This window comes from Paenibacillus sp. JT31N11 (genome assembly GCF_056269285.1).
In genome coordinates this window covers 1,039,553-1,060,923 of the sequence record NZ_JBWDNQ010000001.1, presented here as the reverse complement: position 1 = coordinate 1,060,923, position 21,371 = coordinate 1,039,553, and the positions used below count along the sequence as shown (strand labels likewise).

17 protein-coding genes are annotated in these 21,371 nt (G+C 51.9%); all 17 read right to left on the bottom strand.

Translation table 11 applies throughout. The features are described 5' to 3' along the window. Window positions 1-109: 109 nt before the first annotated feature. The 17 genes from AC0YNV_RS04615 to AC0YNV_RS04535 all read right to left on the bottom strand — a co-directional run bounded on the left by AC0YNV_RS04615 (window position 110) and on the right by AC0YNV_RS04535 (window position 21,365). Window positions 110-2,284: an amidase family protein gene (locus tag AC0YNV_RS04615; protein WP_475766232.1), complete on the bottom strand. Its 2,175-nt coding sequence runs from the start codon at window positions 2,282-2,284 to the stop codon at window positions 110-112. Between the two features lie 540 nt (window positions 2,285-2,824). After that, window positions 2,825-4,168, bottom strand: a complete 1,344-nt coding sequence (locus AC0YNV_RS04610; RefSeq protein WP_475766231.1) for a sulfatase family protein — start codon at window positions 4,166-4,168, stop codon at window positions 2,825-2,827. A gap of 30 nt (window positions 4,169-4,198) precedes the next feature. Beyond that, window positions 4,199-5,191 (bottom strand): LacI family DNA-binding transcriptional regulator, encoded by a 993-nt coding sequence (locus AC0YNV_RS04605; RefSeq protein ID WP_475766229.1) that lies wholly within the window; start codon window positions 5,189-5,191, stop codon window positions 4,199-4,201. 6 nt (window positions 5,192-5,197) lie between these two features. Beyond that, the gene (locus AC0YNV_RS04600) at window positions 5,198-6,562 is read right to left on the bottom strand and encodes a sulfatase family protein (protein WP_475766228.1); all 1,365 of its coding nucleotides are present in this window, start codon (window positions 6,560-6,562) and stop codon (window positions 5,198-5,200) included. Window positions 6,563-6,586: 24 nt separating this feature from the next. Continuing rightward, window positions 6,587-8,098, bottom strand: a complete 1,512-nt coding sequence (locus AC0YNV_RS04595) for an ABC transporter substrate-binding protein (RefSeq protein ID WP_475766227.1) — start codon at window positions 8,096-8,098, stop codon at window positions 6,587-6,589. A gap of 85 nt (window positions 8,099-8,183) precedes the next feature. After that, window positions 8,184-9,026, bottom strand: a complete 843-nt coding sequence (locus tag AC0YNV_RS04590; protein ID WP_475766225.1) for a carbohydrate ABC transporter permease — start codon at window positions 9,024-9,026, stop codon at window positions 8,184-8,186. A 15-nt stretch (window positions 9,027-9,041) separates the two neighbouring features. Continuing rightward, entirely contained in the window at window positions 9,042-9,998 is a 957-nt protein-coding gene (locus AC0YNV_RS04585) for a carbohydrate ABC transporter permease (RefSeq protein WP_475766224.1), read from the bottom strand. A 212-nt stretch (window positions 9,999-10,210) separates the two neighbouring features. Next, window positions 10,211-11,128, bottom strand: a complete 918-nt coding sequence (locus AC0YNV_RS04580) for an ABC transporter substrate-binding protein (protein WP_475766222.1) — start codon at window positions 11,126-11,128, stop codon at window positions 10,211-10,213. 87 nt (window positions 11,129-11,215) lie between these two features. Next, window positions 11,216-11,944: an SDR family oxidoreductase gene (locus tag AC0YNV_RS04575; protein WP_475766221.1), complete on the bottom strand. Its 729-nt coding sequence runs from the start codon at window positions 11,942-11,944 to the stop codon at window positions 11,216-11,218. After that, on the bottom strand, window positions 11,941-12,684 hold the full coding sequence (locus AC0YNV_RS04570) for an SDR family NAD(P)-dependent oxidoreductase (protein WP_475766219.1): 744 nt from the start codon (window positions 12,682-12,684) through the stop codon (window positions 11,941-11,943). Before AC0YNV_RS04570 ends, AC0YNV_RS04575 begins: the two co-directional genes overlap by 4 nt. Continuing rightward, window positions 12,681-12,974 (bottom strand): phosphopantetheine-binding protein, encoded by a 294-nt coding sequence (locus AC0YNV_RS04565; protein ID WP_210043884.1) that lies wholly within the window; start codon window positions 12,972-12,974, stop codon window positions 12,681-12,683. Before AC0YNV_RS04565 ends, AC0YNV_RS04570 begins: the two co-directional genes overlap by 4 nt. Then, complete coding sequence (locus tag AC0YNV_RS04560; RefSeq protein ID WP_475766218.1) at window positions 12,971-15,226, bottom strand: beta-ketoacyl synthase N-terminal-like domain-containing protein; 2,256 nt, start codon at window positions 15,224-15,226, stop codon at window positions 12,971-12,973. Before AC0YNV_RS04560 ends, AC0YNV_RS04565 begins: the two co-directional genes overlap by 4 nt. Next, the gene (locus AC0YNV_RS04555) at window positions 15,223-16,137 is read right to left on the bottom strand and encodes a GNAT family N-acetyltransferase (protein WP_475766216.1); all 915 of its coding nucleotides are present in this window, start codon (window positions 16,135-16,137) and stop codon (window positions 15,223-15,225) included. Before AC0YNV_RS04555 ends, AC0YNV_RS04560 begins: the two co-directional genes overlap by 4 nt. Then, entirely contained in the window at window positions 16,134-17,429 is a 1,296-nt protein-coding gene (locus AC0YNV_RS04550) for a dicarboxylate/amino acid:cation symporter (RefSeq protein ID WP_475766215.1), read from the bottom strand. The genes AC0YNV_RS04555 and AC0YNV_RS04550 overlap by 4 nt, the downstream gene beginning before the upstream one ends. 123 nt (window positions 17,430-17,552) lie before the next feature. Continuing rightward, window positions 17,553-17,948 (bottom strand): NHLP leader peptide family RiPP precursor, encoded by a 396-nt coding sequence (locus tag AC0YNV_RS04545; protein ID WP_475766213.1) that lies wholly within the window; start codon window positions 17,946-17,948, stop codon window positions 17,553-17,555. Window positions 17,949-17,977: 29 nt separating this feature from the next. Next, window positions 17,978-18,391: an NHLP leader peptide family RiPP precursor gene (locus AC0YNV_RS04540; protein WP_210043888.1), complete on the bottom strand. Its 414-nt coding sequence runs from the start codon at window positions 18,389-18,391 to the stop codon at window positions 17,978-17,980. A 61-nt stretch (window positions 18,392-18,452) separates the two neighbouring features. After that, window positions 18,453-21,365: an NHLP bacteriocin export ABC transporter permease/ATPase subunit gene (locus AC0YNV_RS04535; RefSeq protein ID WP_475766211.1), complete on the bottom strand. Its 2,913-nt coding sequence runs from the start codon at window positions 21,363-21,365 to the stop codon at window positions 18,453-18,455. Window positions 21,366-21,371: the final 6 nt, after the last annotated feature.

Here is a 21,371-nt window from a genome sequence, read left to right as displayed (position 1 = left end):
AACAGGCGACAAGCTCTGACGAGGAGGACGATAAAGGGCTGCTGATCAACCGTTTCCGTCCTCCATCGTCCCTTCCTAGTTGAATCGGATTACCGCCGCGATGCCGGGATTAATTGACAGGCAGCGCGGGTACGCTTGCCGGCGCTACACGATTGTGCGTCGCCTGCTCATAAGAGTAACCAAGCTTGATCAGTTCGCCTTCTTCGTAAGGACGGCCGAGCAGCTCAATACCGATTGGAGTGCCGGCGGTTGTAACGAAGCCAGCCGGTATGCTGATCGCCGGGAAGCCGGAGAACGGACTCAGACGGTTTGCACTGCCTGCGTTTGAGCCTGTAGGGCCAGAAGTCGACGGATACAGCAGTGCGTCCAGATCATTGTCAGCCATCACTTTAAGCAGGTTTTGCTGAGTGGTTTGTGGCCTGAACAACACAATATCCTTATACTCCGGCGTGAACAGCTCCTGAATATTATTTCTTGTATTCAACGTACCTGCCAGAGACGGCAAGAAATCCGTACGGGATGCAATAATGTCCGAAAGAGTATGATAACGGACGGCGGGGTCAGCCTTTTTGGCCAGATAGTCATTCAGCTGAAACTTGAATTCGAATCCGCTGAGACTTGGATAACCCATAATCTTGTCGATTTCCGGTATGGTTACATCAACAACCGTCGCACCCTGCGCTCTCATATCTTCAGCCGCTTGATCCAGCAGGTTTAGCACTGCCTCGTTGCTGCCCGTTATCGCTTTGTCTCTGATAAGTCCGATGTGGGCGCCTTTTAGTCCGTCCTTCACCAGATATTGGGTATAGCTGGCCGGTTTTTTGCCAATGCTGGCCGCTGTTGCGACATCTGCCGGATCATAGCCGCTGACCGCATCAAGCATAATGGCGGCATCGGATACCGTTCTGGCCATTGGTCCGCCAACATCCTGCGTCAAGGCGAGCGGAATGATCCCGTCGCGGCTGGTCAGCCCGATCGTAGGTCTGATGCCGACTATACTGTTATAGGAGGATGGAATCCGAATCGAGCCGCCCGTGTCCGTACCGAGACCGGCAACCCCGAAGTTGGAAGCAAGGGACGCTCCCGTACCTCCGCTGGATCCACCCGGATTTTTGGTCAAATCGTATGGATTTTTTGTTTGACCGCCCAGGGAGCTATTCGTATCGGTGTTAATGGCAAATTCGCTCAGGTTGGCTTTGGCCAGAATAATCGCTCCGGCTGCCTTCAGCTTCTGAATCATGAAAGCGTCGGTTTGCGTTTGATTGTCCTTCAAGCAGGTACAACCGGCGCTCGTAGGCATGCCCGTCGTATCGTAATTATCCTTAACGATAATCGGAATACCGTGCAGCAGGCCTCTTGGGCCGCTTGTCTTGCGCTCCTCATCCAGAGCCGCCGCCGTTGTCAGCGCATCCGCATTAATGGTGATCAGCGAATTAATAGTCGGGCCCTGCTTGTCGTAAGCAGCGATCCGGTCCAGATACATCTGCACCAGCTGCACCGAGGTCAGCTTGCCTGCAGCCATCGCATTCTGAATGCTCATAATATCGGCTTCCATCAGCTGGAACGACTCGCCGCTGTCATAAAGAACAATTTTGCCGAGGGCAGCCAGGTCAGGCAGATCGATCGTGCCGGTATGGTTGTAATCCGCCGACGAGACCAGCGCCCAGTTCTCGTCCTGCGAAGCGATGCCGAAATATTTGATCAGAATAGAAAGATCTCCTACGTCGATAAAGCTGTTGCCGTTCAGGTCGCCTGGAGCGGTGCCGGAAATCCGCAAGGCAAGGGCTTGCTCAGGAGTCTGTACTGTACCCCTGTCCGAGAGTCCAAGCTCTACAAAACCGGTGATTCCGCTGATGTCGGTTGCCGCTTTCGCTTTGAAAGTCAGCGAGAGCACAGCGCCGGTTTGAGTCAGGCTGCCAGCCGTATCCGTCGCCACGATCGTAACCTTGCCGGCTTCCTTGTTCTCGCCGGCAATGCTTACTGCAGGGTTTGCAGATGCCGCCTGTATGTAATCAAATAAAGTTTGGTCATATTCAAAAATAAATTTCCCAGCTGTCGCATCGCCTGCAGCGCCGGTCAAGGATACATTCACATTAAAGTTCTCATTGACAACGGTTGCAGTCGGACCGGACAGTTGAACGGCCGCTGAAACCTCAGGGGAAACGACTGGAACGATGTCCTCGGCGTAAGCGCTGCGGGCTCCGAACGGAGCACTGAAAATCGCAGCTGCCAACGAGACGCTGAGCAGAAGCGGGCTTGCATATTTAGAAAAGGGTTTAATCATGGCTTCCTCCTTGGTTGTACGTCAACCTCATTTAATGTAATAAAAAAATAACGTTCTTCAAGTTCGACAAATCAATCCGGAACACTATTTTAAACCGCCCCTATTATGTCATGTTTTCTACCATCTCCTTTTATATTGTCATAATATATCACATAAATAATATGATGTATATGAGATTTTTTAATAGAGAAAAATTTTAAAAATCCGTTTAAATTCGCTATATACAACCGTTTTCATCAATTTCCATTCCATTCAATTCCTCTAAATATAGTCTATATAATTTTAGATCATGTTATTTTATATTACATAAAGATTAAAGCCACAATATTATCTCGTTTCCCGAGTTTAAATATAATAAAAGAGCGTTTTCATATATTTTCGTGATCAGCTTGTCTGACTGGTAATTTGGAAGCGGACAGCCATATGCCGTTTTTATCCCGGCAATGGCAAATTACCCCAAACAAATAAGCCCCCGGCAGTCCGGAGGCTTATTTGTTTGGGGTATGGCTCGCCGAGCTTGTCTCAGCGTCACAACCAGGTTTATTTCTCGTGTATCGATATACGGCGCTGCACAGAAGGCCTCGTTTCCGCCGGGATAATAGCGGGAGCGTATCCTTCGACTTGTAAAATCTTTTCTGTGAGCCGTCCGCGAAGCTCCCGGGTAATACGGTCATAAGCGTCGAGCCCGATCAAATTGGTCAATTCGTAAGGATCCGCTTCAAGATCATACAGAAACTGCTCCACATAGGTATCCGAGGCACTGTCTTCCCACCCATCCTTGTCAGGAGCGGATACGCTGTATTTCCAGCGTGAAGTGCGCAGCGCACGCCCCACCTGCGACTCGCTGATCTGCACAAAAACATCATCCGGCCGTTCTTCCTCGACCTTCCTGATTGCCGGAAGTATGGACGAGCCCTGCATAGAAGCCGGTATTGGAATGTCTGCTGCATCCAGCAGCGTCGGCGGAAGATCAATGAGACTGACCAGCCGCTGCACTTGCCCGCCTCCTTTAAAACCGGGACCGGTGATAGCCGTCGGCACCCGGATTGAGCTGTCATGGCAGGAGCGCTTATATTCGCTGTTTCTCGTTTTGAAATGGCAGCCATGATCGGAGGTGAACAGAACAACGGTATTGTCGGACAGCCCCAGACTCCGAAGGGTATCCGTCAATCGGCCAAAAGCTTCATCCAGACGTTTGACCATGCCGTAGTAGCCGCCCAGATGCTGGGGAGCGCTTCCTCCCAATGCGGTCAAGTCCGGCGGAGTCCACTTGCCTGTATATTGGCTCTCATAGCCGATCGGCGCCGGATAATTGTCCAGATGATTCTGGTGATGCGGCTCTATATAAGACAAGAATAAAAAGAACGGATCCTCCTGATGCTTGTCAATATAACGTATCGCGGCATCCGTTATCGCATCCACCCGGTATCCCGGAAGCTTGACCGGTTCGTTGTCATTGTTGTACATGACGGTGTCATACGAATCTGAAGTAAATTCCAGCAGGTTGGAAGCCAGCCAATAATCATAGCCTCCCCGCTTCCCCGCAGGAACGGGCTCTTCATCAGCCAGATGCCATTTGCCAATATACCCTGTGCGGTAACCGGAGCCGGAGAAATAATGAGCCAGCGTCTGACTGTCCTCCGGAAGCGGAATTGAATTCCGGTAGCAGCCGGTCGATGTGGCGTATTTACCGGTCTGCAGAGATGACCGGGCCGGTGCGCACACAGGCTGGCATGTAAAGGAATTGGCGATATGCGTTCCTTCCTGCGCCATACGGTCAAAGTTGGGCGTAAGACCCATCGGATTGCCATGCACGCCTGTTGTATCCCAGCGCTGTTGGTCTGTGAAGAAAACAATGACATTTGGACGGGTTTGTTTGCTCATAGTCAGCTGCTCCTTTGGCCCGGTGGCCTGTTATGACAATCCCGAAGCTTCTTTTGTCGTATCCCTGACAATTAATCTTGTCGGCAGTGTCGTCTGGATTCTCTTATAGGTTTTCTGCCGGAGCAATTGATCGAAAGCCGTTACTGCGGTTTGGCCGATGCTGTAAATCGGCTGATGCACCGTAGTCATCGGCGGATTCATGAGGGGCGATACCGCATAATCCCCGAAGCCCGCCAGAGAGATCTCGTCCGGCACCCGGATCCCCAGCTTTTGCAGCTGGCTGCTGACAGCCAATGTTCCCCTGTATGTCGTGCAGAATATAGCCGTCGGCCCGGCTTCCTGCAGCATATGTTTGACGGTTTGCAGCTGGTCCTCACGGGGATCAAGCTCCTGTATCCATTTCGGATCAACCTGCAGGCCTTCTGCCAGCATTGCTTCCTGGTAGCCATTGACCCGATCCCTGTCGCAGGGATGAAGGATCGGAGCATGGAACAAAGCAATGCGCTTATGCCCAAGCCGGATGAGATGCCGCACCGCTTCCCGGCAGCCGCCCACATTGTCGATATCCACCCAGGTAATATCGGAGTCCGGATAGGATGCGGCAAGCACGACATGCGGAATACCGAATTGGACGAGGGAGTCAGGCAATCCGGACTTGAGCGGCGGGTTAATAACCAATAGCCCCTGCAGGCCGGCCGAACGGCAAAAGTGCGCGATATCCTTGGATTCATGCAGAGCTTTGCCTGCGTAAGGGATTAAGGTCAAATGCATATCCAGCGAATATGAGGTCTCCATAATTCCGTTCATCAATTCTCCCATATATTCAGGAAAGGAAATAGCGGGAGTTATAATACCGATCGTATCCTGGCGGTTCGTGACCACAGTAGGCCGAAATCCGTGCTCATTCATGAATTGGATGACCTTATCGCGGGTTTCTATATTCACATCCGGCTTGTTGTTCAGAATCCGGGAAACGGTGGAGACGGATACCCCGCAATTTTCTGCGATTTTTTTGATATTCAATACGGCTTACCCCCCCGGCAAATGACCTTCTGCTTGCAGAATCCGCTGCTGTGCCCGCTGAAATTCATGAGCCCTGTCGTCTTCGAGCTCCGGCGTGCAGATGCGCCGCAGCTCGCTCTCAAGCTCAGCCGCTTTGCCGGGATGCTCGCCATACATATTATAGAGCTCATCCGGATCGTCGCGAAGCTGGAAAAGCTGATTGGGCGCATCGATGTTGAAGATCAGCTTCCAATCCCCTTTACGGAGCATATATCCCCCTCCGCGGGTTCCGTGCCCATGATATTCCGAGAAGACGACTCTCTCGCTGTCCTCCGCAGGAATCGTCTGCAGAGACTGACCGGACCAATTGTCCGGTCTGTCCGCCTTGGCGGCATAGAATAAGGAAGCCTGGATATCGTGGGAATCTACCGGCGTGGTCACCCGTTCTCCTTTGACGAAGTCGGGGCCTGCCGCAATGCACGGAATTCGCACGGAATCCTCATACAGCGAGCATTTCCACCACATGCCGAATTTACCGAGCATCTCCCCGTGATCCGAGGTGTAGATGACATTCGTATTGTCATTCCAGCCGCCCTCCTGCATGGCATCCATAAGCCTGCCAAGCTGCCGGTCTATAAAACTGACATTGCCAAGATACCCTCTTCGCAGTCCGCGCACCTGCTCTTCTGTGAACAGATCAGTCTGGAAATGATCCCGCAGATCCTGGGCATATGGATGCCTGGCGCTGTCCTCATCCTTGCTGTAGCGCGGCAAATCCCCGCCTTCGGGATACAGATCCCAGAACTCCTGCGTATTCCATTGGGGAAAATGAGGGTTTAACAAATTGATCGTCAAGCTCCAGGGCTGCTTCAAGGCAGGCGCGTCATGCTTCAGCCAGTCCAGCGCAGCATTCATCACTTTCAGATCATCGTCGAAGGCTGTCTCCTTGATGCCGAAGCCCTGTGCCCGTTCTGCGGCATCCCCGCGGATGGCGAGCGGGCGGCGGACAAAGTTGATATCGCCGGGCTGCTTCACGTCCTTGCTGTAATGTATTTCCGAGAAACCGAGATTTTCTGCCCGGTCATACACATGCGTTTTGCCGAAATGAACCGTGTAGACGCCCTGTTCCTTCAACACTTCTCCATATGTCGGAAAATCGGACCGAAGCCCGACGTTGCAGTTGCTGTAAGCCTGCAGCTCATGCACGCGCCTGCCGGACATGAACGCGGATCTGCTCGGAGAGCATAACGGTGAAGGGCAGTAGGCATTCTCATACAACGTGCCCTCCCTGGCCAAGCGCTCCAGATTCGGCGTACGGAGAAAGCTGTGGCCGTAAACCGACGAATAAAAAGGGTTATGCTCATCCGAGATCAATAGGATGCTGTTGCTCATTTTCCGATCCCCTCCAGCTTGTCATCATTTCAAAGCTTTATAGTCATCTGCCGTATAATCTTTGGCAAGATCCCAATTCGGGAATGCAAAATCATTCAATCCTACATTGACGCCTGATGCCTTCACTTTGTCGACCGCATCGCCAAGTCCTTTGTTCAATTTATCGGTATAAGCTTTTAATTGAGCCTGCGGGTCTGTTTGGGCACCCGACAGCAAGGACTGGAGAATATCATTAAATCCCGGTTTGATCTTAGGCTGATCGATGGATCCAAGCTCCACGATGACCTGGGCCGTCAGCGGATTTCTCACTGCATAATCAGGCCTTACCTTGAGCAGGTCCTTATGAAGCTGAATGAAGGTATCGAACTCCGGATATGGATACAATGACGCGTTATTATTGATGCTCTCGATCGGGGTGAGCGCCACGCCGCTGTTCAAATATTTCTCGTAGAACATCGGACCCGTGAATCCATTCTCCAGAAAGGTTCCGACTTCCTTGGCATTCTTGGTTGAAGCCGAAATCATATAGCCCGTAGGATTGGCCGGCACATAATAGTAAGTCGGTTTGCTGCCGCCTGGAGTCGGGACCGCCGCCAGACCGAACTTCGCATCCGGTGTATCCCGTTTGACCAGCCACATGCGGGCCCGGCTGTCAATCAGGAAAGCCGCTTTATTTTGCCCGAACAGGGTCGCTGCTTCCGCCCCCTTCATCGTATAGGATGAAGGCAGAATGCTGCCGTCCTGCTTCAGCTTTTGAAGAAGATTGAAGGAATCCAGCGTCGCTTTGCCATCATAAGCATATTTTCCGGACTTATAGTTAAACCCGCCCGACTCCTCCGGGGCTACACCCGCAGCAAAAGCATTGACAAAATTCGTGACGCCGGACTCTCCGCCGCCAAAGACGAATCCGAACACGTCGCCTTTGCCTTTGTCCGTAACCGTCTTGGCCATTGCCGTCAGCTCGTCCCAGGTTGCGGGCGGTTTCTCCGGGTCCAGGCCGGCCTGACTCAGCACGTCCTTGTTGTAGTACAGAATGTAGTTCAGCTGCGGGCCGGTAAGCGGCCAGCTGTAGGTTTTGCCGTCAATGACATTCACGCCCTCGGCGAAGCTTCCCGGAACAAAATTATCCTTCCACGTATCCGACACCAGCCCGTCAAAAGGCATCGCTTGCCCATTGGCTACGAAGGTACGGATATCGGAGCCGGACGGCGTCTGAAAAATATCAGGCATATCGTTGGACGTAATCGCGGCTTGTATCGCTGTATTATATTCGGCGGCCGGCATGTAACGTCCTTCCACCCTGATCTTTCCTTTGTATTTTTCATTGAACTCCGCAATCATGCGTTGGCCCGGGCTTTCGTCGCCCTTCAGAAAATCGCTTAAGCCCCATACCGAGATCACTTTTTCTCCGCCGTCTCCGGCCGCAGCAGCATTATTCGGCGCATTCTCCGGCGCATTCTTCGAGCAGCCTGCCAATAGGAGCATGACCGTTCCCAATGCAATGGCCAATATCGATTTCCACTTATATTTCCTCATGTTCGTTGTTCCTCCATCTAAAATTTATTAACGGCGCCGTGAGAAAGCAGACTTTCGCGTGTGCAAACGTTGAGCCACCGTTCCATCAAGCCTTTACGGCCCCTGAGACACCTTCGATAAAATAACGCTGCAGCAGCAGGAACACAACGAGGATGGGGACAAGGGAAATGCTCGCCGCCGCCGCCATTCCTGTCCAGTCCATCGAATTTTCACCGACGAACTGGAACATCCCGACCCCAAGCGTACGCAGCTCAGGCTTCCCGAGTGTGAATACAAGCGGAATCAGAAAAGCATTCCATGTGAACATAAACTGCATAATAGCCGTTGTTGCGATGATTGGCTTGGACAGCGGCAGCAGGATCTGGACAAAGGTCCGGAAGAAACCGCTGCCGTCGACCTCAGCCGACTCATGCAGCTCCTTGGGCAGTCCGCGAAAGTATGCGACGAACAGCAGGATGAACAGCACATGGGCTCCGCCAACCTCTCCCAGAATGACACCCCATAGGGTATTATTCAATCCAAGCTGGTTAATGAGGGTATAAATCGGAATGATTGTGTAACCCTGCGGCATAAACATCGTTGCAGTAATCGCGGACATGAATATCAAACGCCCCCTGAAGCGGTAGCGTCCGACCGCGTAGCCGGTCATGGAGCAAACAGCGACCACAATCACGACGACAGCGACCGTAATCAGCACGGTGTTCCAGAAATAAACGGAGAATTGGGCCGTGTCCCAGGCGCGCTTATAGTTCCCGAATTGGAAGTGTTCCGGCCATAATGAAATTCCGGAGCTGATATACTCGGTGTTGGTTTTGAATGAAGCCAGGATCATCCACAGGAAGGGGTAAATCCACACGATGCCGAGGCCAATCAGCAGCAAATGAGCCAACAGGATCAGCGGCGACCGCTTTTTCATTTTTTTTGTCATATTGGTCTCCTCCATCTATACGCTGCCGTTTCTGCGGCCTCCGGTCAGTTTGACGAATAGCCCCAAAGCGAGCGATATGATCATAACCACGATTCCATAGAGAACGCCGGCAGCCGATGCGAAGCCGACCCTGGCTTCTCCCGAACCCGAGAAGGCATACCGGTAAATATAAACATCCACCATATCCGTCTTGAATGCGGGACCGCCGTCCGTCATCGCTTTGACCAGATCGAATACATGAAGGGCATTGACGGCCGACATAAGCAAAATGACGCTTCCGACCGGCAGCAGCAGCGGAACTGTAATGTAACGCAGCATTTGAAGAGGGCCTGCCCCGTCGATTTTGGCCGCTTCGAACACATCCTTCGGCAGCGATTGGATGGCGGCGAGCCAGTAGATCAGCTTCATTCCGAAGCTTTTCCAGATGCCGACCAGTACGACTATAAAAAAGGCGGTATCGATGGAGCCGAGAAAGTCTACCGGAGCGCTCAACAGCCCAAGCCGCATCAGAACCTCGTTGACAAGTCCCTTGTACGCTCCGAATATAAAACGCATGACCAAACCGACCACAGCCGTTGTCGTTACTACCGGCAGGAAATAAATCACCCGGTAAACAGTCTTCCCTTTGAACCATTGCGCATTAAGCAGCAAAGCCATCAATAATGCCATAGGCACCTGAATGACGACAACATACAGCATAAAGCTCAGGCTGTTGCCGAACGCATTCCAGAAAATAGGGTCATACAGGGTTTCCTTGAAGTTGTCCAGACCCACATAATCATCCAGCCTGCCGAAGCCGCTCCAGTCGAAGAAGGCATACACATAACTCATAATGATTGGATATAAGGTGAACAACAAAAACAGAACAAGCTGCGGCGCTATAAACAGCAAACACCATAACTGCTTGCGAGTCTGGTAATGAATCCTCATTCTCTTACCCCTGCCGTTCCCCCCGCTCGCTGCATTGTCCATACCACGACTCCTTTCCATCGATGCATTACCTAGGATATAGGGCCACTTTTGAAACTATTCCGGTACAGTACCGAAAAAAACAAAAGAGACTACGTTTATAACAATCACGTGTCTCCGGTGGTCCGGTAAACAGAATATTAATTATACCAAGTTGAATACTATGAATTGATTATAGCAACATGGTCCAAGGGAGTCAACCATGACTTATTACCCTATTTCTCCTCACCAATGTCGTATTTGTGCAGGAGTCCGTCTACGATCGGACGGTTGGTTTCCAGATACAGATTCACCCATGCGAGCATTTGCATATCGTTTGGCGGTACGGCTATGGCGATGGGATCGGTCTGGTCTTTAATCAGCATGAGTTGAAGCTCAATGGAGTATTTAGGGTTGCTCTCGATTAATCGCTTCAACTGCAATTCATCATAGAAAATTGCATCTATTTCACCCTGAAGCGCTCCATCCATTGATTTGGGAGGTGTTTCATACTGGTGAATCTCTGCCTTAGGAAGCCATTCCTTGGCAAACCCGACATAGGAGGTTCCCGAGATAACGCCTATTTTCAGCGGAGCGGTTTGAAGCAAAGTCAGCAAATTCTGGTTTGAGCCGCCCAGCTGCGCCTCCTTCAGCCGGTTGATAAGCAGTCCCTGGCGCAGGGTAACATACGGTTGTGAGAAGAGCACCTTCTTCGCACGGGATAACGTGGCGCTCAACTTCGAAACGGCAATGTCCGCTTCCCCCGACGCCACCTGATTCACAACTTCATCGAAGGATTGAGCGGTTCGCAGAAATTCAACCTCTACCCCGAACTTGGCGGCAATATCCGTTGCCATATCCACATCGCTGCCCGTAAGCTTGCCGTCGGCATTGACGTAGAAGAAGGGCTCCCGATCCGTGGAAACCATCGCTACACGCAGCTTTCCACGCTCATAGATTTCCTTCATTCCTGGAGCATAGTTCGCCAGCTCCTCTTGCGAAACCTCAACCTTCACCGCAGCAGCCTGCTGGGAACCGGCAGATTCCATTCCGCTCTTTGGCCCTGCACCTGCTTGGGGATTCTGCTGGCTGCCGCAAGCTGTCAATAAACAGATAACCAACATCCCCAACAGCGGAATCAACATTTTGTTCATCGCTCGTCCAGTCCTCCCGTTCTATGACAATCATCACTCCCGCAGTGGTTGCCATGCCTATTCCGGCAATCAAGATTAGTACCTCCATCAGATGAATGTATCGGTACCGTGACCTACATGCAGGTTCTGTCCGCTTACCAAGTGTGATTTTGTCTGAAACAGCATATCAATTGAAGCCGATACCAGCTCTTTCAGCCCGGGGAGCAATGGCTTTAAGGCGTGAATTTCCAGGCGCTTCTTTAATTCCTTGCTGTTCAAGCTTTCTTCCGGGGCGTAATAACCCAATGTGACGGCGTTGACAGCAATGCGGAAAGGCGAAAACTCTTTGGCAAGAGATTTCATTAGAGCAAGCTTGCCAAGGTTGTTAATCGGAGAGGACGGATAACCGTCATAATATAACGTATCCGCCATAAGGGGAAATACGATATGTCCCTGTTTGTTCTTGGCCATTTGCGCTGCGCTGCTGCGGCTGAACAGGAAAATATCGCGAAATAAATCGGCCGTATAGGTACCCAGGGCAAGCGGATCGGCCTCAAACAATTCCTCTTCATTGAGCGTGTCCACCCCGTGAATCAAGTAATCCAGACTGCCCGTACGGGAAACAGCCTGATCGATCATAACAGACGCTTCATTCGCATGGCCGTAAACGATATAAAGCTGTTTTCTGCAATCCGCAGAAATATCGGCAAGACACTCATCGGCCTCCTGCTTTTTGGTAAATTGCAGGCATACCTGATACTCTCTCTCAAGCAGACACTCGAGAATCAGGCGATTGATTCTATGGCTTCCCTGAGTTATAAAAACGGTTCTGGTCATCGCAGGAATCCCCCATCCGCCTTCAATACTTGCCCGGATATGTATTCCGATTGACCTGAAGCCAAAAACAAGATCGCATCCGCAATCTCTTCGACCGTGCCCATGCGCCCCATGTTGGTATGATTGATGAAATTTTCCATTTTCCCTGAAGGCACCAACGCCGTCATTTCCGTTTCAATCATGCCTGGAGCGATCGCATTGATTCGGATGCCTTCCCGGCCGTAGCGCCTGGCCAGCATTTTGGTCAAGCCGATAACGGCCCCCTTGGAAGCCGCATAATTCGTCTGCGCCTCCCGCCCGTAGATGCCTGACACCGATACAACATTGACGATCCTACCGCTTTGCTGCTGCAGCATGACGGGAATCGTTTCCGAAGCGCACAGCAGGGTTCCATTGAAATTCGTGCGAAACACGTCGTCCCAGTCAGAGATTGGCATCATCACCGCCAAGCTGTCGCGCACGATTCCCGCATTGTTGACCAAAATATCAATACGGCCAAACTCCCGCACCACTTCGCGAATGAGTTCACGGACAAAGCCCGGATCGTCAACGGAGCCTTGAACCATCCTCAGCGGCACTCCATTTCCGTTCCACTTGCCGAGCAATTGCTGCGCCAGGCCCACATTCGCGGCATATACGCCAATCACCGCCGCTCCCTCCGCCGCGAAGCGTTCGAATGCCGCTCTGCCGATTCCCCGCGTGGCACCTGTCACAATTGCTACCTGATTACGCAGCTTCATGCTTTCTCACGAAGGCGGTTGTCGATAAAACCGGCAATGGAATTGACGCATCTCAAGTGAACTTTCAGGTCGTCGATGGGAATGCCTTCAACCTTCACGCCGTATACGACTTCCATACCAACCATCACCTCAAACGCCTCGATCGAATCCAGGCCGAGCCCGTCGCCAAAAAGCTCCATCTCGTCATCGATATCCTCTGCCGTGATGTCTTCCATTTCCAGACGCTCGATAATCAGCTTCCGTTTGACCACGTCTTTGATCTGTTCCAAAGTAAAAGCCTGCTCGTTCATTTGTTCTCCTCCTCTTTAATCCGGCCGATCACCGCTGCAGCCGTATTACCATTGATCGCTATACTGACGGTCAGGAAGTAATCACGTTTCTGTCCCTGGATCCCAAGCTGAGTGCCGGCATGGATCCACTGCGCTGCTGTACTGACCGGAGTGAGCGAACTGATGGATTCGCCGTAACCGGACTGCTCGTTCAAGCAGGTTACCGGAGTCCCGCACCCGGCGAACAGCTCTTCAATGATGCACATTTGTTCTTCCAATTCGCCCGGCCTCCCGGCGGAATCGATCAGAACACCATCGATCTGCTCCAGCAGCAAACCGGAATTCCGGATGGCATCGGTAATGGATCGGGCCAAATCGCCAAATGCCATCCCGCCGCCCAGCATTTCCGCATAGACGCGTTTCCCCACTTGCTTCGCCGTATCCAGGTCGCATAAAGCCAGGCACAGGCTGCCCTCTGTCATATGAAAACGGCTTTCCGCAAGCCCCTTGGCCCTATCGATTTTATCCGACAGCTCGGAAAACTCATCGCCTGCGGCGACCAACAGCCGGTCATGAACACCGTCGCGAAGAATGCCGCAGCCATAAATCAATGCCATAAGCCCCTCCGTGCCGCCGGTGCTGAGCGAGCTGCTGAAGCCTTTCAGCTTCATCTTCTCGGCCGTCTTGCCGGATATTGAATTAATAACGGTATGGGGGAAATAGATGCTGCTGGCAAGCTCCGGTCCGCTGCCGAACACGCTGCCCAGAAATTTGCCGATGCTCTCCGTGCTGCCCCGTGAAGTTCCGTATATGAATCCCGTATCTTGTCCGGCGGCAGCTTCACGGCTCCACCCTGCATCATCCAGCGCCAGGCTGACTGCTCCTATGCTGAACTGGGAGAGGCGGTTCATTCTTCTCTCATATAAGCCTTTATCAAAATCCTTCAGCTGGAATGACGAGGCTCCTGCCCTGCAGTCTGCGCCGTCCCCGATAACCGCGCCGATTCCCACGACCGCTATTCTTCGTATAGGACGGTCCTTTTCGATCCGCTTCGGCTCGTTCTCCGAATAGTGGGTCTTGGCGACGATCGCAGCATTATGTCCGCCAAAGGCGGAATTATTGTTTAACAGATAATCCGGTCTCCCCGCCATCATATCATTGGCTACGATGCGGATGTCTTCACAGCCCGGCCGCGGTTTGTCATAATGCAAAGCAGCGGGAAGCAAATGATGATGAATGGCATACAAGGAAGTGGTGAACTCGATAGCTGCAGCCGCTCCCAGATTATGGCCAAAGTACGCTTTGCTGGAGCTAAGCGGAATTTCACCGAGCTTGTCGCCGAATGCGGCCCGCAAACCGGAAATCTCAGCGTGATCGTTGGCCTGCGTACCGGTGCCGTGAGCATTGATATAGCCGATTGCAGTCGGATCAATACCGCTGTTAGCCAGGGCCATGTTCACCGCAATTTGAATTCCCTTTCCCTCCGGGTCAGGCGTTGTCTCGTGATACGCGTCGTTGCTTAGGCCGTACCCGCAAATCTCCGCATAAATCGTTGCTCCCCGCAAAATAGCCATATCCAGCGGTTCAAGCACAACAAAAGCCGCTCCTTCACCCAAACTAAGACCAAACCGGCTTGCGAAAGGGGATGCCGGCTGCGGATTCAAGGCGCGCAGCACATTAAATCCGGCATAAACGGAATGGGACATCGGATCGGAGCCGCCCGCCAGCATCACATCGGCGTGTCCCCATCGAATCATATCGTAGGCGTAGCCGATCGCGTTACCGCTTGCCGCGCATGCGGTATTCATCGTAACGACAGGACCCGCCGCCTGAAAATATCGCGCAACATCGTCACCCTGCTGATAGAAAGGGTAGCGGGCCGTTCTTGCCACGTCCAGCTCCGCAACCGTCCACTGCTCTTCGAGCGAAACAATACCGCCATTGCAGGTGCCCAGCGCGACACCGGTCCGCTCCGCCCCCTTGCCGCCTGTGACGTTTCCGCTGATCCGCATTGCATTCCGGGCGGCGACAATGGCGTACTGCGCGCAGAGATCATACTGCTGCTGCTCGGATGCCGAGAAGTAATCATCCGGGTTATAGTCCCGGATTTCCGCTCCGATCCTGCTGTGAAATTTATCGGTAGGAAAACGCTGCATCTCTCCGATGCCTGTTCTTCCTTCCTTCATGGAAGCAAAAACCTGCTCAAAGCTGCTGCCCAAAGCGCAGAGAATCCCCATCCCCGTTACCGCAACGCGCTGTCTCCCCTTGGTCACTTAATCGTTCCTCCCTGATGTGCAAGTGTTATGCAGACTGCTCTTTTTTCAACGATCCGGCACGCATACGGAGCCAGCCGGCGATCCAGCATTTTCAGCATGGCAGGGGTTTCGACATTGACGGCAAATTTCGCAAACGGAATCTGCCGCTCCAGTTGAAGCAGCACGGATTGCGCCATCAGAATAAAGGCGCAGCCATATAACCGGTAGGGCTCCTGAACATAGACACTGTCATATAGAATCGTATCTTCGGCAATTCGGTACGTCATGCACCATCCCGAGATTTCTTCTCCTGCCATCATGGCGAGACTATTGCTTTCTTCCAATTGCAGATTTGGTTTGAAAGGCGATAGAAACTGCGGAAAGCCACCGCCTTCTCTTAATCTGTTTTTGGCTCCGCTGTGCAGATCGCGCCATAATAAAGACTGCAGTCCTTGCGGCAGTTCAATCTTCTTCAGCCACGGAGCGTCGGCGATGCGGGTATCGACCGTGTACACCTTTCCTTCCAATACGGGAGGAGACCCGTTATTACACTGTAAGAAAGCTTCCACAGCAGGCTTAATCCGGTTGCCCGCATAATACACAAAACGGATCTGCGTAGCTCCTGCACGAAGCAGAAGCTCTTCCGTTTGGCGCAGAAGAGCCGCGCCGATTCCCATTCTGCGGTAATTCGGCTTTACAAACAGAGAGACGACTTCGGCTGTGCCGCTTCCCGGTTGGCGGTATATAACGATTAATCCGGCAGCTTCCGCCCCCTCCGCCATCTCTGCTCCGATTGCGGTATAGCTTGGATGTCCTTGCGAATCACGCAGCAGCGGGAGCACATATTGGTACGTTAATGGCCCATATTCAGCGGCATCGCCGGCTTCCAGCTGTTTCACTTTGTAGCGGTTCTCCATCCAGCCGCTCATGATGCAGTACCGCTGCTGCCCAGTGGCAGCGGATCATAGTCGGCTGCTTCCCTCTGGCTGTCTTCCGCTTTATCCACAATCAGAACCGCCGCCATACTATTGAGATGAATGTTGGCCGTTGTCAGAATGGGATCGATAATGGGATTGACAGCCATCAGCAGAATAATACCCGTGCTGGAGGGGAGGTTCAGAGGATCGGCAATCAGCGAAATCATCGCAATCGCCACGATCCCGGGAGTCCCAGCTCCGGCAACTGCAGCCAGTACCGCTCCGGCCATGATGATGAACAAATCCTGCAATCCCAGCGTAACCCCATACAATTGGGCGATAAAGATAATGCCCAGGGAATACACCACCACCATGCTGTACCTGCACAGGACGACCCCAAGCGGAACGACCAAATTGACCGAGTCGGAGTCAAGCTTGAACTGCTTGCGCAGCGAATCGAGTGCGGAGGGCATGGTAGCGATACTGTTTTGCGTGCCGAAAGCAATAATCAGGGTTTCCTTCAAGCCTTTCAGCGCCTGGATAAAAGAGATTTTCAGCTTCGCCGCCATGATCCAGCCGCTTGCAATCATGAGAACAAGCGCTACCGTATAGGCGAGTGCGATGAACTTCAACATAGCCAGCAAGAGATCTGCACCCGTGCTTGCGATCTGCCCTGCCATAATGCATAGCAGCCCGAACGGCAGCACATACATCGACCAGGAGATAATCCGTTGAAAGACTTTAAACATCAAATCCACGAGAGAGAGAAAATGTTCGCCTGTATGAACGGACAGCAAACCGAGCGCGATGCCCACCACCACGGAAAAAAACAGGATTTGCAGACTGTTGCCCTGAGTCAGCGCAATAAATATATTATCCGGGATCAGTTTGAATATAAAGTCCATCAAACCATTGGCAGAGGCCGTGTCTGCTTGATCTGCGGAGGAAGATTCATTATCCAGAACAATCGTGCCAAGCACCGTTTTACTGCCGGCAGAGATGCCTTCGCCCGGCTTGCCGACCAGTCCTGCCGTAATTCCCAGCACACTGACTGCAAGCATCCCAACGATAAAAACTAGCAGCATTTTATTCAATACCTTATTCGATCCTGTCGACATAAACAATCTGCCTACACTGGAGACAATGGCCGTGACCATGATCGGAATGACACACATTTTAAGAAATGACAAATACAATCCACCGTACGGGATAAGCTGTTTTGCCAGCTGAGGCTGATAAATCCCGATCATGACCCCTGCCGCGATGCTTCCTAATATCGTCCAAATCGATTTTAACCACCGCATACGGATAACACACCCACTATGTTTATATTGTGCATCGATGAATAGCTTGCAGGAGAAAAATCACAAGAAGAACCTCAAAAAACTGAGGTTCTCTCCGCACATCAGTGACGCTTCACAACAATCTTAAGACAAAATCATGGGAATTGTTGCAATTAACCCTATCGCATTCCCGGCTTCGCCTTCAGCAGAATTCTGAGGGCCCGAATTGCCGCTCAGCCCTGTAGCCAATCCGTCAAAGAAATCAGTGGCTCCCTGTTTGCTTCCGCCGGCAACGCTGTCGAGCTCGCCTTCCGTTAATTCACTGTCAGCCAGTTGAATTTTGGGCAGAATAATGCTCAAGGAATAGCTGGATTGATCGAGTACGCCGATTTTGAAGCTGGCCGGCACTTCAAGACCTGTTTCCTGCTGAATCGCTTCGTGAATGTTCGTCACGCATATATTTCTGAATTCCAGGTCGGCAGCGGCTCTTGCGCCTACTTTGCTAACTGCTTCTTCTACTGCTTCTTTACTCCATGCCATGTATGATTCCTCCGACTGGAAAGTTTGGATTAGCTGCCGATGATGAGATAAGGAGATGCCACGATTTGACCAATGATATTGCCGGCAACGCCTTCGGAATTGTTCGCATAAGTATTATCGGCGCCCATAATCGAAGCGGCTCCGCCTGCAAGTCCTTCGAAGAAATCGGTAGCTCCGTCTTTGCTTCCGCCTGCAACGCTGTCCAATTCGCCTTCCGTTAATTCATTGTCGGCCAATTGAACTTTAGGCAGGACAATGCTCAAGGAATAGCTGGATTGGTCAAGCACGCCGATTTTGAAGCTAGACGGCACTTCAAGGCCTGTTTCCTGTTGAATGGCTTCGTGAATGTTGGTCACGCACAAATTTCTGTACTCCAGATCCGTGGCTGCTCTTGCGCCCACCTTGTTTACCGCTTCTGCTACTGCTTCTTTACTCCATGCCATGATTGTTTCCTCCTGTAAAATATGATATTTATCATGACTCGTTATGAAAACGAGAGATGAACTACGCAAGCTGCCGTTTGGCCAATTCGACGAACAATCCGTCCTGTTTCATTAAATCGCTGTAAGACCCCGCCTGGACGATCCGCCCTTTTTCCAGAACGAAGATACGGTCGGCGTTCATAATGGTGCTGAGCCTGTGGGCAATGACCACCCGTGTAGCGTGCAGCTTCTCCAGGCTTTGGCTGACAATCGTCTGCGTGCGGTTGTCCAGGGCGCTGGTCGCCTCGTCGAACAGGATGATTTTCGGTCTTCTGGCAATCGCCCGGGCAATAAGCAAGCGCTGGCGCTGCCCACCGGATAACGTGCTGCCGCCTTCGGATATTACCGTATGCATGCCCATGGGCATTTGGCGGATATCCTCATCGAAGCCGGCCATTCGCGCCGATTCCCAGGCTTCTTCCATCGTCAGGTTCGCAGAACCGATAATATTGGAATAAATATCGCCAGCGGTCACCTTGCCATTCTGCAGGACAACGCCGAACTGACTGCGAACGGAGCGGATATCCAGTGTTTTGAGATCCTGCCCGTCAAAGTAAAGCGATCCGGACTCCGGCTTCTCAAAACCGAGCAGCAGCCTCAGCAGCGTTGACTTCCCGCAGCCTGATGCGCCAACCAGCGCGATGAATTCGCCCGGGCGGATTTGGAGCGACAGATCATTGAGAATCCAGGGCTGATCCATTCTATAACGAAAGCGAATATGTCTGACTTCAATAGCGCCTGTCAGTTCGCCTGGATCTTCCAATGCCTCATGTACTTCGGGAACCGTCTGAAGAATCGGTTTGGCTCTTTCATATTGCGGAACAATACTCAGAATCGAGACAACCGCCGTCGACATTGCAATCATCGCCCCCAGAAAAGCCGAGAAAGCAGAGAAAAAAGCGATGAACTTGCCGGGACTCATTGCACCCCCGCCGGAAGCCATAATATAGAATAATGTCATCGAAGTAATAACCGGAAAAAAAGCGTTGAATACCGCATGCAGATTCGTCAATGTCTTGGCTTGGAACGCGGTTTCTTTTAACTCCCCGAACTGTTTGGCCCACAGGAAAAATGCCCGTTTCTCTGCCGCCGCCATGCGGAATTTGCTGATGCCGTTAATGATTTGCAGAACCGTCATTGAAATTTTCCCCTGAACCGCCAGCAACACACGCTGCCGCTTTACCTGCAGAATTCCGACTCCAAGCGTAACGGCCATCGATATCAGGACCAGAACCGTGGCCACAAGAGCCAATTTCACATTGTAATAAAATAATAAGAGCAGATTAAAGGAGGAGAATATGCCGGAAAATATCGCTGTCAGCGCCACACCCGATACCGCTTGACGTATCGTATTGATGCTGTTGGCCCGCAAAGCCAAATCTCCGGAGGAATAGTCCCTGAAGAAGGAAACAGGCAGATTGAGCAGGCGATCCCATACCGCCGCCTGTATGGATCCCCCCATCTTCCCTTCGATTCTGAGCATCGCCATAGAGCGCGTCAATTCGAACAAGGACATGGAAAGGATGACAGACAGCAAGATCAACCCCATCTGCAGAAGCAGGCCTTTCTCCGAAGCCGGAATAATCGAATCGAACAAGATGCCGTTGGCTATGGGGACCAGCATTCCGAGCAATCCCCCGGCAATCCCCATGAACACCATGATATATAAGTCCCGTTTGATCGTTTTGTGTGAGCCGAATTTGATAATATCCATAACAGAGAGCGGTTTTGTCGGCAGCGGACGATAGAACATAAACGCGACCGGTGCGATATTGCGGGCAAGATCTTCCGTTACGGTCTGTTCCGAGCCGTCCGCCGAATCGACAAGAATATAGGTCGACGCATTCTTCTGAATCAGAGCAACCGGCTGTTTGTTTGCCTCCAAATAGGCAAGCAGGGGTCCGTTATCGCTGCGCCACCAATCATCCTTGAGCATTACCTGGCGGGAACGAAATCCGGAGCTTTTTGCAATATGGCCCACAGGGTCGCGCAGCTTATGCAGACTCTTTCCAGCAACCGGCTTCACTGCCATGCCGAGCGATTCGCCGACAATCTTGCAGGCGATATACAGCAGGTCGGTGGAGCCCGTTTCAGCGGCTGCTTTTTTTCGGGATGCTCCTGTAACGGCTGCCAAACGGTTCAAAGCCAAATCCATGACGGCATGATCATTTTCCGTTTTCCGTTTCAGACGGTCGTATTCGACTTTTCCCTCTGACCTGCGGTTATCAAGCAGACAGCGGTAGAGCAATCGATGAAATTCGGATAATCCGCGCCATTCGGCATCTTTCTTCAGCCATTTAGCCGTGCCGCATGCGGAAATTATGGATGGTTCCGCGGCCGAAATCCAGCTGACAGAGGACAAAGGCATAGTCATCCCCGGCTGCACGACGGCAAATCTTTCATCATCCATCCAATGAAGTTTTCCGGCATGCATTTCAATCCACAACACGTTAGCCGAACGAAAGACAGCTCCCTCGGAAGCTGCCAGCTGACTGACCGCTTCAAGCTCGATAAAATCTGTTGCATTGTTGAGCCTTCTCAGGGCGGAGGACCAGTCCTGGACCCACTCATCAATCGAATCCGCCATTGCCATGTGAACAGAATGATCGGAATTCGCTTGAAGAAATAAGGACATGTCCATGCGGATCAGCTGCGTTCCGGACAAACCGGCAATGAGCATGCCTGCGGATGCTTCCGCAACGTCTTCATGGAAACCAAAGATGAATCGCCCTGCTTGCAGACTGAACAAAAATTGCGGCTGCCGGGTTACTGTACCGCCTTGCAGGGCAACGGCAAAAATATCTGCAGATCCGCTCATAATGAGCCAAAGCGACGTTTCATCCGTAACAATGAGCGGTTTGTTGCCTTCAAGCTCGATCCATTCCCCATTTTTTATAAACCATTGCTCCAAGATATCGTCATCCGTCCGATCCATATGCAT